The sequence below is a fragment of the Rhodoplanes sp. SY1 genome, from assembly GCF_046000175.1.
Taxonomy (GTDB): Bacteria; Pseudomonadota; Alphaproteobacteria; order Rhizobiales; family Xanthobacteraceae; genus Rhodoplanes.
In genome coordinates this window covers 1-13,227 of sequence record NZ_JBEOMB010000055.1, presented here as the reverse complement: position 1 = coordinate 13,227, position 13,227 = coordinate 1, and the positions used below count along the sequence as shown (strand labels likewise).

Annotated in this window: 12 protein-coding genes; 3 read left to right on the top strand and 9 right to left on the bottom strand. The window is 68.3% G+C overall.

The window, feature by feature from the left end; translation table 11 throughout:
- Positions 1–492 precede the first annotated feature (492 nt).
- Positions 493–1,320, top strand: coding sequence for an SDR family oxidoreductase (locus ABTU92_RS15405; RefSeq protein ID WP_408092121.1), 828 nt, complete (start codon positions 493–495; stop codon positions 1,318–1,320).
- A 54-nt stretch (positions 1,321–1,374) separates the two neighbouring features.
- The gene (locus tag ABTU92_RS15400) at positions 1,375–2,364 is read left to right on the top strand and encodes an aldo/keto reductase (protein ID WP_408092119.1); all 990 of its coding nucleotides are present in this window, start codon (positions 1,375–1,377) and stop codon (positions 2,362–2,364) included.
- Positions 2,365–2,460: 96 nt separating this feature from the next.
- On the opposite strand, the gene ABTU92_RS15395 is transcribed toward ABTU92_RS15400, so the two are convergent.
- The 4 genes from ABTU92_RS15395 to ABTU92_RS15380 form a co-directional block, all read right to left on the bottom strand.
- Positions 2,461–4,008 (bottom strand): cation:proton antiporter, encoded by a 1,548-nt coding sequence (locus ABTU92_RS15395; protein WP_408092117.1) that lies wholly within the window; start codon positions 4,006–4,008, stop codon positions 2,461–2,463.
- 103 nt (positions 4,009–4,111) lie between these two features.
- Complete coding sequence (locus ABTU92_RS15390) at positions 4,112–4,738, bottom strand: NADPH-dependent F420 reductase (protein WP_408092115.1); 627 nt, start codon at positions 4,736–4,738, stop codon at positions 4,112–4,114.
- 31 nt (positions 4,739–4,769) lie between these two features.
- Positions 4,770–5,096, bottom strand: coding sequence for a carboxymuconolactone decarboxylase family protein (locus ABTU92_RS15385; RefSeq protein WP_408092113.1), 327 nt, complete (start codon positions 5,094–5,096; stop codon positions 4,770–4,772).
- A 66-nt stretch (positions 5,097–5,162) separates the two neighbouring features.
- Positions 5,163–5,552, bottom strand: coding sequence for a cupin domain-containing protein (locus ABTU92_RS15380; RefSeq protein ID WP_408092111.1), 390 nt, complete (start codon positions 5,550–5,552; stop codon positions 5,163–5,165).
- Between the two features lie 422 nt (positions 5,553–5,974).
- On the opposite strand from ABTU92_RS15380, the gene ABTU92_RS15375 reads away from it, so the two are divergent.
- Positions 5,975–6,991 (top strand): zinc-dependent alcohol dehydrogenase family protein, encoded by a 1,017-nt coding sequence (locus tag ABTU92_RS15375; protein WP_408092109.1) that lies wholly within the window; start codon positions 5,975–5,977, stop codon positions 6,989–6,991.
- 188 nt (positions 6,992–7,179) lie between these two features.
- Here the strand turns inward: ABTU92_RS15375 and ABTU92_RS15370 are convergent, their stop codons facing one another.
- The 5 genes from ABTU92_RS15370 to ABTU92_RS15350 form a co-directional block, all read right to left on the bottom strand.
- Positions 7,180–7,626 (bottom strand): CopG family transcriptional regulator, encoded by a 447-nt coding sequence (locus ABTU92_RS15370; RefSeq protein WP_408092107.1) that lies wholly within the window; start codon positions 7,624–7,626, stop codon positions 7,180–7,182.
- Positions 7,627–7,637: 11 nt separating this feature from the next.
- On the bottom strand, positions 7,638–9,647 hold the full coding sequence (locus ABTU92_RS15365) for a conjugal transfer protein TraG (protein WP_408092105.1): 2,010 nt from the start codon (positions 9,645–9,647) through the stop codon (positions 7,638–7,640).
- A 176-nt stretch (positions 9,648–9,823) separates the two neighbouring features.
- Positions 9,824–11,590 (bottom strand): relaxase/mobilization nuclease domain-containing protein, encoded by a 1,767-nt coding sequence (locus ABTU92_RS15360; RefSeq protein ID WP_408092103.1) that lies wholly within the window; start codon positions 11,588–11,590, stop codon positions 9,824–9,826.
- A gap of 239 nt (positions 11,591–11,829) precedes the next feature.
- A complete protein-coding gene (locus tag ABTU92_RS15355) occupies positions 11,830–12,573 on the bottom strand; it encodes a hypothetical protein (RefSeq protein ID WP_408092101.1) in 744 nt (247 codons plus the stop codon).
- A gap of 101 nt (positions 12,574–12,674) precedes the next feature.
- Positions 12,675–13,187: a S26 family signal peptidase gene (locus ABTU92_RS15350; protein ID WP_408092099.1), complete on the bottom strand. Its 513-nt coding sequence runs from the start codon at positions 13,185–13,187 to the stop codon at positions 12,675–12,677.
- Positions 13,188–13,227: the final 40 nt, after the last annotated feature.

Genomic DNA, 13,227 nt, shown 5'->3' with positions numbered 1-13,227 from the left:
AGTGCTGTCGACTCCCGCCGTGCCGGCATCCGCCAGCCGATGAACCCAGGCGAGGCACCCGCGGCAATCAGGATGGTCGCGATGGTCCCAGAATAGCTGCCGTCCTCGACCACGATTAGCCATGAGGGCCCACAAGGACCTATCGGTGCGTCTCATGAATGTCGTCGACGAGCATGCACCCAGGCCACAGGCGAGGTCGCGTCGGCCCGCTGCGCGCCGGACAGGCTCGTCGGACGCGCTCGTCGTGGACCCCGAACGACCCTGAGGCGGCCAAACGAAGTTGCCACCAGCCAGCGCACCGCCCCGCCACACTGCGTCAGGGAATGTCGGTTTCATGAATCACACCCATAAGATCATGCCGATCTCATGAGCTAATGCCCTGGAGCCGGGTGCGGTAAGTTTCGGCTGAACAGCGGCATTGTGAACGTGAGGCCGGGCGATGGAGCGCTCGCGAACGCTTCCTGACCGGACGAGCTGCAGCAGGAGAAACCTATGAAAAATGTCGTCGTCGTCATCGGGCCCGGATCGATCGGTCAGGCGATCGCGCGGCGAATCGGGTCCGGCAAGCACATCCTGCTGGCGGACCTGCGCCGGGAGAACGCCGAGGCGGCGGCCACGGTGCTGAGAAACGCCGGTTTCGAGGTCGATACGACGACCGTGGACGTGTCCTCGCGCGCGTCCATCCATGCGCTGGTGGAGGCCGCCACAGCGATCGGCGAGGTCACCGGCGTCATTCATGCCGCCGGCGTCTCGCCGTCCCAGGCCTCGCCGGCGGCAATCCTGAAGGTCGACCTCTACGGCACCGCCCTGGTGCTGGAAGAGTTCGGCAACGTGATCGCGCACGGCGGCGCCGGGGTGGTCATCGCCTCGCAGTCCGGGCACCGCCTGGGCGCGCTGACGACCGAGCAGAACGCGGCGCTGGCGACGACGCCGGCGGACGAGTTGCTCTCGCTCGATTTTCTTCAGCCCGACCAGGTGAAGGACCCGCTCCACGCCTACCAGCTCTCCAAGCGCGGCAACTCCTTGCGGGTCATGGCCGAGGCGGTGCGGTGGGGCAAGCGCGGCGCACGGGTCAACACGATCAGCCCCGGCATTATTATCACGCCGCTCGCCAAGGATGAATTGAGCGGTCCTCGCGGCGAGGGATACCGGCAAATGATCGAACTGTGCCCGGTCGGCCGCGCCGGAACGCCCGACGAGGTGGGAAACGTGGGCGCCCTTCTGATGGGGCCGGACGGCGCATTCATCACGGGAAGCGACGTCCTCATGGATGGTGGCGTCACGGCGTCCTACTGGTTCGGCGAGCTCGCGCCGAAATGACAGACAGTTCAGAAGACGACGGCCGCGGGCTGCCGAATGACTGGAGAGTGAGAAATGAAAAAGCGTCGACTTGGCAAATCGGGCCTCGAGGTCTCGGCGATCGGCTTCGGCTGCATGGGACTGAACTTCAGCTATGACCACGCGCTGAGCAACGCGGACAGCGTCGCGCTGATCCGCCAGGCGGTCGACCTCGGGGTCACCTTCTTCGACACGGCCGAGATCTACGGGCCGTTCACCAACGAGGAGATCGTCGGCGAGGCGCTCCGCCCGGTGCGTGACCGGGTGGTGATCGCCACCAAGTTCGGCTTCAACGTCGAGAACGGCAAGATGGCCGGGATGAACAGCCAGCCGGCCCATATCCGCGAGGTGTGCGACGCGTCGCTCCGGCGACTCGGCATCGAGGTCATCGATCTGTACTATCAGCATCGCGTCGATCCGAACGTGCCGATCGAGGACGTCGCCGGCACCGTCAAGGATCTGATCGCGCAGGGCAAGGTCCGGCATTTCGGTCTGTCCGAGCCAAGCGCCCAGACGGTGCGGCGCGCCCATGCGGTTCAGCCGGTCTCGGCGCTGCAGAACGAGTACTCGCTGTGGACCCGCGGTCCCGAGACCAACGGCATCCTCGACGCCTGCGAGGAGCTGGGCATCGGCCTGGTTCCGTACAGCCCCCTGGGCAAGGGCTTCCTGACCGGTGCGATCGACAAGACCACGACGATCGGCGAGAACGACTTCCGCAAGATCCTGCCGCGGTTCACGCCGGAGGCGATCGAGAAGAACCAGGCGCTGGTCGATCTCCTGAAGCGGATCGCCGCCGACAAGAAGGCGACCCCCGCGCAGATCGCGCTGGCGTGGCTGCTCGCGCAGAAGCCGTGGATCGTTCCCATCCCCGGGACCACGAAGCTTCATCGTCTGAAGGAGAACCTCGGCGCGGCGGACGTGGAGCTGAGCGGAGCCGACCTCGCCGAGATCCGTCAGGCGCTGGCCGCCCTCGACATCGAGGGCGAGCGCTACCCGGCCCATCTGATGGCCACCACCGGCCGATAGCCGCCGCGGCCGGCGTGGGATCATGCCGAAGATGCGCGGGGGAGAGACGCGCGGGCACGGCTTCCTTCGAACCCGCGCCCCGGTCGGTTCGCCCGATCAGTTCCGGCGATCGCTCGACTGGGCGCTCAGCTCGCCCCAGTCGAGTTCCTCCTCGACCTGGCGATAGGCCTCGTCGCCGATCCGTCCAGTCGCACGCAGTGCCGACAACGCCTGCCGTGCAGACGGCATGACGTCCCGCCGCAACCGGTTGTACGGCGAGTTGCCGGGATCGTCGCCGTCGCAGGTGTAGGCAAGCGCGGCGCGATACTCGTGCTTCAGCCGCTCCGCCGCCGGATCCTGCGACTCGTCCAGGATGCGCATGGCTGTCTCGAGCACGGTCCCGCGCGCGACCGCCAACTCGTTGGCGATCGGATCGTCCGCCGGCAGCTTTAGCAGCCGGAGCAGCGGACGGAGTGTCAGACCCTGCACGACGAGCGTGCCCAGCACCACGGTAAAGGCCGAAAGGAGGATGAAGTCGCGATAGGGGAACCCCTCCGGGAGAGCGAGTGCGGCGGCCAGTGTGACGATCCCCCGCATGCCTGCCCAGCCGACGACGAGCGCGCCTTTCAACGAATGCGCGTTCGTCTCCCGTCCGGCTCGGCGACCAGTGATGGCCGTCCCGAGACGGGACGCCAGGCCGTGAAGCAGCACCCAGGCCAGCCGTACGACGACGACGACGACCACGACGACGGCGGAATAGAGGAGCCACTCGATCTGCCGCGAGCGCTCGAGCGTCTCCAGGATCGGCCGCAACTGCAACCCGATCAGCGTGAAGGCGAGCACGTTCAGCACGAACGTGATGGTCTCCCAGGTAGCGAACGAAATGACACGGATGCGGGCAGGCTCCGACAAAGATGTTCGTCGTGCCGTCGTGAGTCCGAACACCACGATGGTCACGACGCCGGACAGCGCGAGGTGCTCGGCGAGCAGCCAGACGCCGAACGTGGCGACGAACTGCACCACCGTGACGGTGGCGGCGTCGTCGATCTCAGCGGTGACATGCAGGATCAGCTTGGCGAGGCAGAAGCCGGCGATCACGCTGCCGACGGAAACGAGAAGGAACAACGGCAAGGCGCCCGCCACGTTGTACGACCCGGTCACAACCGCCACGACGGCGAGCTTGTAGATGAGCAGCGACGAGGCGTCGTTGAGCAGGCTCTCGGCCTCCAACACGGCCCGGATGCGATGTGGCGGAGTGACTTGCCGCATCACCGCCAGTGCCGCGACCGCATCAGGCGGCGCCAGCAGGGCGCCGAGGGCTATGGCGGCGCCCCACGGCATGTCGGGGAACAACCAGCGTACCGTGATCGCGACCGCCGTCGTCGTCAAGCCGACAGCGACGATCACAAGCGAGGAGACCGGCAGCCACAGCCGCATCATGTCGCGCAATGACGTGTCGTGTGCGGCGTCGAGAAGGATCGGCGCGACGAACAGGGCCAGGATCAGGTCCGACGGCAGCTCGAGGCGCGGCGCGCCCGGAACGAGCGCGAGGGCACCGCCGCCGAGAGCGAGCAGCGTCGGATAAGGCACGCCGATCCTCCGCGCCAGCATCGACAGCAGCACCGCTCCCAGCAACAGCACGAGAATCGTTTCGAAAACGATCATGGGTCGCCCGGCGCTCCAGACGATGCCGTGGCTGACATGCCGCGCCGTCTACAGCCGCGGGCCACGACTCTCGGCATCGGGTTGGGACCACCGGGTAACAACGTCACGCGCTCTCCGTCAGCCCCAGAATTCGACGAAGCTTCGCATAATCGGTATTGGCGCGGAAGCCCGGCCCGTGGCGCTGGAAGCTCCGCGCCGACGCGAGCCCGCCGACCACCAGCGGCTCGCAACCTGCGTCCCGCACGAGCCGGGCCGCGGTCTCGACCGCGTCCGCGTCGTCGCCGGCCAATGGTACGCCGAGCTTGCGGCCTCGCCCCAGCGAGGACGCTTCGACGTCGGAGGCGTCGACGGCGCTGAAGACGCGGACCAGGCGTGTGCCCGGCAGCAGCCTGGCCGAGGTGATGGCGACGCCGTCGCGCTCGACGTCCGCCTGCAGGGGCTCGCCTCCCCACGGGTTGGTCGCGTCCAGCACGACCTTGCCCGCGAGCGCGGCCGCGTGCTCGGGGCCGATGTCAGGAAGCGCGGCATAGGGCGTCGCGACGAGCACCACGGGCCCGAACGCCGCCGCCTCGGCGACGGTCCCGGCCGAAGCGAGCGCCCCGAGGTTCCGGATCTCGGAGCGGAGACGTTCCGGATGGCGGGACGAGAACATCACCTCGTGCCCGGACCTGACCCAGGCCCGTCCGACCGACCCGCCGAGCCAGCCAGCGCCGACGATACCGATGCGCATGTGCGCTCTCCTTCTGAATTCAGCCACGGCCTCAGGCCGGAATCTCGCCGAGCGTCTTCCGCAGGATACCGACGGCCGACGAGGCCGTCGGCCATCCAGAGTAGAAGGCCAGGTGCGTGACCAGATCGGTCAGCTCTTCGCGCGTCACGCCGTGCTCCAGCGCGAGCTTGATGTGCCCCGGCAGCTCGTTGATACGGTACAGCGCGACGAGTGCCGACACCGTGACGATGCTCTTGTCCCGCCGTGACAGCCCGGGGCGGGCCCAGACCTCGTCGAACAGCACCCGGTTGGTGAACTCGGCGAGCGCCGAAGCGACATCGGCGTAGTGGGTTTGCCCGATGGTGGATTTGTCGGCCATGCGACGGTCCTCCTGCGGCCGGCGGACGCGGGGTCTGGCCCGGCCTGTCTTTGAACGCTCTCTGTGTCAGGCGCCGTACTGGTGGTCGGTGACCTTCTCCATCCAAGTCACGGCCGATCCGCCGGCGATCTCGGCGATAGCGATGTGCGTCATCGCACAATCGGGAGCGGCGCCGTGCCAGTGCTTCTCGCCGGGCTCGAACCAGACGACGTCGCCGGGACGGATCTCCTCGATCGGCCCGCCCTCGCGCTGCACGCGGCCGAAGCCGGCCGTGACCAGCAGCGTCTGGCCGCGCGGATGGATGTGCCAGGCGGTGCGGGCGCCGGGCTCGAACGTGACTGTTCCGCCGCTCAGCGTGCCGCTTCCCGAGAACGGCGCGTCGATCCGAACCACGCCCGTGAAGTACTCCTCCGGTCCTCGCCGTGACGGCAGCGAGCCGATGCGCTTGATGTCCATCCTTCGTACTCCTCGCCAGCCGATGATCGTCGGACCGAACGTCGGTGGCCGACGGTCGTGATCCTACGGAAGCACAGTTCAGCGCATTAGCCGGAATCGAGCGAATGAGGTCATGTCCCTGCTTCATGAATGCAAGCACGGCGAGCACGATGAACACGACGTCCGCTGGATCATTGATGAGATGGGTTCATCAGCTCATGCGCGAGGCATCATCTACCTCGTGGCTCGCGAAGCGCCTAGCTTTTGGCCTATCATCGTCCAACTAACTCGCGGCGACGATGTCCCTCGGATCGATGGGCGAACGACGATGCGAGGTTGCCGTGCGGGCTCCGGTCCGCCCCGAATGCAGCACGGCTGTGCGGCCTGTGCGGAGACGGCGCGTTCCGAAGGACGCCGGCCCCGATCATGAAGGAGACAGACTGATGCTCGGAACGATGCTCCATGGTCCTGGGGACGTTCGCTGCGAGGAGGTTCCCGAACCCGAAATCCTGCATCCGACGGATGCCATCATACGGCTTTCGGCCTCCTGCATCTGCGGGTCCGATCTGTGGCCGTTTCGCGGGCTGAACGACGTCACGGCGCCGATGGCCATGGGCCACGAGTACTGCGGCATTGTCGAGGAGGTCGGCAGTGCCGTGACGACGGTGCGGCCCGGCCAGTTCGTCGTCGGCTCGTTCTGCATCTCGGACAACACCTGCCCGCACTGTCGCTTCGGCTTCCAGTCGTCGTGCGAGAAGCGCGAGTTCATGACCGGAGCGCAGGCGCCGCTGGCGCGTGTGCCGCTCGCCGACGGAACCCTCGTCGCGACGACTTCGCTTCCGGCGGACGATCTGATTCCGAGCCTGCTCGCCACCTCCGACGTGCTCGGCACCGGCTGGTATGCGGCCGATGCGGCGCGGGTCCAGCCCGGGTCGACGGTCGCCGTGGTGGGCGACGGGGCAGTCGGGCTGATGGGCGTCCTCGCTGCCGAGCAGATGGGCGCCGGCCGCATCATCGCGATGAGCCGTCACAAGGCGCGGCAGGATCTCGCCCTCGGATACGGGGCGACCGACATCGTCTCGGAGCGCGGCGAGGCCGGCGTGGCGCGGATCAAGGAGCTGACCGCCGGCGTCGGAGCCGACTCGGTCCTTGAATGCGTCGGCACCAAGGAGTCGATGGCGCAGGCCATCCGGTGCGCCCGGCCCGGCGCCATGATCGGCTATGTCGGGGTGCCGCATGGCGTCGAGCTCGACGGGCAGTCGCTGTTCTTCGCCCAGGTCGGCATGCTGGGCGGCCCCGCCCCGGTGCGCCGCTTTCTGCCGCACCTGCTCGATCTGGTACTTCAGCGCAAGATCAATCCCGGCAAGGTCTTCGACCTCGAGCTTCCGCTCGCCGATGTCGCCGAGGGTTATCGGGCCATGGATGAGCGCCGCGCCATTAAGACGCTGCTTCGGGTTTGAATCGATTCCGCAGAGACGGTCGCCGATCGGCGGCCGTCTCCGATCACATCGTGTAACCTCGAGCTGCTCGCAACCAGACCGGCTCCGCCGCGGGATTGGCACGAAACAGAAACAGATTGTTATCCGCGGTTATGGATTCGACAAACCAGGGCGCGCAGCTCCGCTCCCCATGACCCAGGGCTGGTGGGTCAACTCTTTGCATCGGCCGACGCCTCTGGTGACGACGCCCCCAGCCCCTCGACCTCGACGGAGACCTCGTGAATGAAGCTGTGGCCCTTGGCGACGCGGCGGCCGAGGGCGTCGACGAAGGCCTGGTAGCGTTCGGTGCCGGTGGCTTTCGCGGCCGTCCATGCGGCATCGGGGATCGGTGGGGTGGCGGTTAGCCAGAACCTCACGAACAGGCCAACGGCCTCGCTCGAGATCGCGACATCGCGCGTCAGCCGCTCGATCTGCCGGCTGAGGCGGTCGAGCCGGCGCGCGAATGCCGCCTCGCGGCGGTCCTCTGCGTCCGGCGACAGGAACGAGGCGACCGCAGCCTCGACGACCAGGGATTTCGACAGGTTCCGACGGGCCGCGAGGTCGGCGACCTTCTGCAGGAGTTCCGCCTCGAAATACACGTTCATGCGCGTCTTCATGCAACGCTCCTTCAAAGATCGATGCCGTCGTTCGGGTCCATCGCGGCCTGCCGGGCCGCTCCGCGCATGCGTTGCCCGAGTCCATCGGTCGGCGGCGGGACGTCGTCCACGTCGTCGTCGATCAGATCGAACTCGCGCCTCGCTGGCGGCGTCTCGGGGACGATCGCCTCGTGCTCGGGCAGCTCCGGCTCGCGGCGGATGCCGGCATTGTCCGGGTCGCTCGCTCGGGTGAGAGACCCGGCGGCCGAACCGGTCGCGGCAGGAGACGATGGGATCGGGTCACGGGAGCCCGTCCAGTCGTCGACCTGTGCTCGGGGTCGGCCGCCGGGACCACCTTCCCCGGCCGAAGCCGAGGGAGGCGGCAGCAATCGCGCCGTAAGGCGTCTGTCCTCGTAGTAGCGAGCCTTCTTGGCGCGGATCGGGGGCAGGCCGGAGACGAGAACGAGCCCGTCGGTGGCCGGCAGCTGCATGACTTCACCGGGAGTGAGCAGAGCCCGGGCGGTTTCCTGGCGGCTCACCATGAGATGCCCGAGCCAGGGCGAGAGGCGGTGGCCGGCATAGTTCTTCATGGCGCGCAGCTCGGTCGCCTGGCCGAGCGCGTCGGAGACACGCCGTGCGGTCCGCTCATCGTTGGTCGCGAACGCCACCCGCACATGGCAGTTGTCGAGGATCGCGTTGTTCGGCCCGTAGGCCTTCTCGATCTGATTGAGCGACTGCGCGATTAGGAAGCTCGTGAGGCCGTAACCGGCCATGAAGGCGAGCGCCGACTCGAAGAAGTCGAGCCGACCGAGCGCCGGGAACTCGTCGAGCATCAGGAGGAGCCGGTGCCGGCGCCCCTTGGGGTCGAGCTCCTCGGTCAGCCGCCGGCCGATCTGATTGAGGACGAGGCGCACCAGCGGCTTGGTCCGGCTGATATCGGAGGGCGGCACGACCAGATAGAGCGTCGCCGGGCGCTCGCCGTCGACGAGGTCGGCGATCCGCCAGTCGGAGCGGCACGTCACGGCGGCGACCACCGGATCGCGGTAGAGGCCGAGGAAGCTCATTGCGGTCGAGAGCACGCCCGAGCGCTCGTTCTCGCTCTTGTTCAGAAGCTCGCGGGCGGCCGACGCGATCACCGGATGCGGGCGGTCCCCGAGATGGGGCGTCACCATCATGGCCCGCAGCGTCAGCTCGATCGGGCGGCGCGGGTCGGACAGGAAGGTTGCGACGCCGGCCAACGTCTTGTCGGGCTCGGCATAGAGGACGTGCAGGATCGCGCCGACGAGGAGCGAGTGGCTGGTCTTCTCCCAGTGGTTCCGCCGTTCGAGCGCCCCTTCGGGATCGACCAGGATGTCGGCGACGTTCTGGACGTCGCGCACCTCGGCGTCGCCGCGCCGGACCTCGAGCAGCGGGTTGTAGGCGGCGCTCGCCGGATTGGTCGGGTCGAACACGTGGACCCGGCCGAAGGTCGCGCGCCATCCGGCGGTCAGGCGGACATTCTCGCCCTTGATGTCGTGGACGATGGCGCTGCCCGGCCAGGTCAAGAGCGTCGGCACGACGAGGCCGACGCCTTTGCCGGAGCGGGTCGGCGCGAAGCAGAGCACGTGCTCGGGTCCATCGTGTCGGAGGTAGGCGCCGCCGAGCCGGCCGAGCACGACGCCGTTCTCGCCGAGCAGTCCGGCGGTCCGGACCTCCCGCTCGGTCGCCCACCGGGCCGAGCCGTAGGTGGCGGCCTCTTTCTCCTCACGGGCGCGCCACACCGACATCCCGACCGCAATGGCGATCGCGAGGAAGCCGCCGGAGGAGGCGATGACGGCTCCCTCGAGGAAGATCTTCGGGGCATAGGCGTCGAACCGGAACCACCACAGAAAGAACGCGGGCGGCGGATAGAGCGGAACACCGAAAGCCTCGGCCCAGGGCTGGCCGAGCTGGGGCTGATAGGCGAGCCGCCAGGCGGTCCACTGCGTCGCGCCCCAGGTCGCGGCGAGCACGATCAGCGAGACGACGAGGACCTGGCCCCAGAGGATCTTTGTCGCAGACACGCTTGGTTCCTCAGCCGTGATGCTACGACTAGACGAGCGTGGTCGACGGCCTGCAACGGGCCGCATGGCGTCGTCGCACCGTGGCGAAGGCGGTCGTGCAATGACCGGGGTCGCGAGAGCGGCGTGGGAACGAGATCGATCCGAGAGGCGACCGGCTCACGAGGCCGAAGCAGCGATCAGATGCCGAGGCCGCGCTGTCGGCCGAGCGTCCAGTCGACGCCTCCGGCTCGGACGAGACCGGAGACCGGCCGCCCGATGTGCGGCTCGAGCGACGGCCGCCACGGTACAAGCGAGAAGCCGAGCCCATCGTCGATCATGGCGAACCTACCCGAGGCGAGGGTCAGGCGCTGGCGATAGACGCCAGCGACGGACTCGCCCTCGGCCGGCGTGCGATGAGCCAGTCCGGTCTCGGCGGTGATCCGCGCCGCTGCGGCATCGAGGTCACGCCGCCGCAGCGTTGCGAGGAGATCGCGGGCGAACACGACGCGGCTGCCCTGGCGACGCGCGAGCCCCTCCCCGACCAGATGGTCGACGCGCCGGTCGAGCGCGTCGCGCACCTCGCGGCCGAAGCCGCCCTCGGACAGCGCCGCCTTGTCGCGCACCAGGAGCTGGTGGTCGAGCCAAGTCGCGCCAATCGCCGTCACTTGGGCGTCGAGCGTCAGGTCGGACCGCACGCTCAGGATCCGATTTACCCTGGTCCCGGTTTCGGCCTGCAAGTGCCGCACGGCCGCGATCCCGCCGACCGGCGGGGCATGCTCCAGCCGGTCGAGGTCGGGAAAGAGGACATGGTGGAGCCGGCCGTCGACGCCGTCGATCACGGCATAGGCTTCGCTGCCGAGCTCGTCGTGCAGGCCCTTGGCTATAAGGCGCCCCGTCATCGTCGGGCGGTCCGTCTGGTCGTGGATCACGTAGTCGCCGATCGGGCGTTCGATCCCCCGCTCCGCGGCGGCACGATGCATGGCCTCGATGATGTCGCGGCGGGCGCCGAGGTCGCGAAGCGTGCGCTCGGCATCCGGAACGACGGACCAACGGGCAGCCCCCTCGGGCCGGGCGAGTCCCATCTGTTCCAGGCGCTGCAGCCGGCCGATCATCCGCCGGCGGATCTCCGGATCGGTCCCGCTCCCGGCCGACATCCGCAGATCGATCAGCCCGGCTTCGTCGGCGTGACGCCGGATGGCGGTATCGAGCCGGGTCCATCGGTCCGCGCCGACGTCGCGGTCGAGCGATGCCCACAGGTCCCGCTCGGTCTTGGGGCCGAGCTCGATCGTGACGAGGTGCTCGGCGCGCTCCCGCATCCCGCGCGTGATGTAGTCCCGGCTGATGACGAGGTCGCGGCCGTCCTCGGCCCGACCTCGCACCAGAAGATGGACGTGGGGGTTGTCGGTGTTCCAGTGCTCGACCGCGACCCAGTCGAGCCGCGTGCCGAGATCGCGCTCCATGTCGCCGAGGAGGTCGCGCGTGAAGGCCTTCAGGTCGGTCAAGTCGGCCGCCTCTTCCGGACTGACGATGAAGCGGAAGTGGTGGCGGTCGCCTGCGCACCGCTCGACGAAGCTCTTCTCGTCGGTGTCGCCGCCGGCGTTGAACATTTGTGCCTTCTCGCCGTCCCGGCCGACACCCTCGCGCCGGAGATAGGCGACATGGGCGGAGAGCGGCGCCGCCCGGAACACCTGGCCGCGGTGGCGCATGATGCGCGCCTTGACCAGGACCCGCCGCGTCGGGTCGAGAAGCCGGCGTCCACCGAACGCCACGCCGCGGCCGCGCCCGAAGGTCGAACATCCCGGCGACGGCGACTGGCCCGGTCGTGAACCCTTGCCGACATGCCCCGCCTTCTGCGCGGCGGCGAGGACCTGGCCGACGAATGTCTTGGGTCTCGCGCGGACACCGCGATCGCGGATCCGGCCCGGCCTGACGCGCAGATCGTCGGAACGACGATCCTTGGTCATCGGCGCCGCTTCGGCTGCTCGGTGCCGCCAATGCCCTTGTGACGGTTCGTGAATCTCCATGCAGCGGCACGCCGACCGACCGATGGCACCGCCGATCGCCGAGCCTCCGCAAGGGCTTGGCGAGACCGGCGTGCCGCGCCTTTAATCTTGCAATCCTTCGGTCGTGGCGTCCTCACTCCTGCCCTCCCGCATTCTTCACGACAGGCTGCGATCAGATTCCGACAGTCCCCGATCGACGATCAGGGCTCCCGCCGTGACGAGCGAGCGACGAACAGACCATCGGCCGGCGGATCGTCGGCGCGTGGTTTGACGTTCGGATTGCTATTCCGCTGCAGGGAACCGGCTGCTGAAACGGTGACAGATCGTCGCTCGGACGGGTTGCCGGACGACGCCCGGGGCACCGGGAACAGGCCACTGCTCCACCCGCGCTCGCGGTCGTCGGCAACCGATAATGACCGGGACGAAGGGACGTCAGATGCGGGCGCTTCGAGGTCGAGCACCACGTCGCGGAATTCGAGCCCCGTGTCACCCGGCATGTCGAAATCCGGCGCGTCACCATTGGCGACTGACGCTCGCACGGCGGCCGCAAACCTCGTATCGGGGCGCTCCCAGGATCCGTGATAGGCTGCAAAAGCACACGAGGTCGGGTCGACGTCCGTGCGCCCGTTCGCCTCGCACCGCGTCCGGAGTTGGACGATCTGGCGCGCTGCGGTCGCGACGTTCGGACAAGGCAGAAACGTCAGCATGGTCACGACTGACGGCGTCACGGACAGACCAGCAAGGCCGACCCGGACTGTAGCGGTAGCGGGGACGGCGCGTGCTTCGGCCACGACGTCCCGCACCTTTCGAAAGACGCGCGGCTTGGCTTCGCCCGGCACCGTGAAGGACCACGGCTCGCCACCGGACTGATGCCAGACGAGCGCATGCATCACCTTCGGGTCCACGCCGATCGCGCACAAGGCCACCAACGTCACGAGGTCCATGGAAGATCACTCGGATGATGCGGGCGAGCGGCTGCACGGGATACGCCGCGTGCGGTCGGGACGACGCGGCGCGCCAACTCTGGCGGAGGAGTCCGCGTGTATCATTCCTCCGACACCCAGACCGGGATCGCACGCCCGACGACACTGCTGACCGGCAGAGGTCCGAAATAGCGGCCGTCGAACGACAGCGGCTCGTCCCAGTTCATCAGGAAGACCTCGCCGTGGCGAAGGACACGACAGCCGTCCCAGCTCGCCAGTGGTCGCCCCTGCCGGTCGCGTTCGAGCGCTTGTCCCATAGCGAGTCCGTCGACCGCGATCTCGAGCCCGGTCCGGCAAACCGTCTGTCCCGACAGAGCGAGCACACGCTTGATCAACGGGATGCCCGCCGGGAGAACGCCGCGATCGGCGAGCTCTCTGGCAAGCTGCTCCGGCGGCATGGCGACCACGAGGTCGGTGACGGCGAGCTTGCGCGCCGGCTCGACGGCGTAGAGCCCGGTCGGGACGCTCGCCGACACGTTCCAGACGAAGGACGGGCGGGGCTTTGGCCCGAGCGTCGAAAGGACCACGATCGCCGCCGTCGCGGTCGTGGCGATGATCGAGAGCCGACCGCTCATGGCTGCACTCTCCGGCGATGGAGCCAGGCCTTGTGCTGGT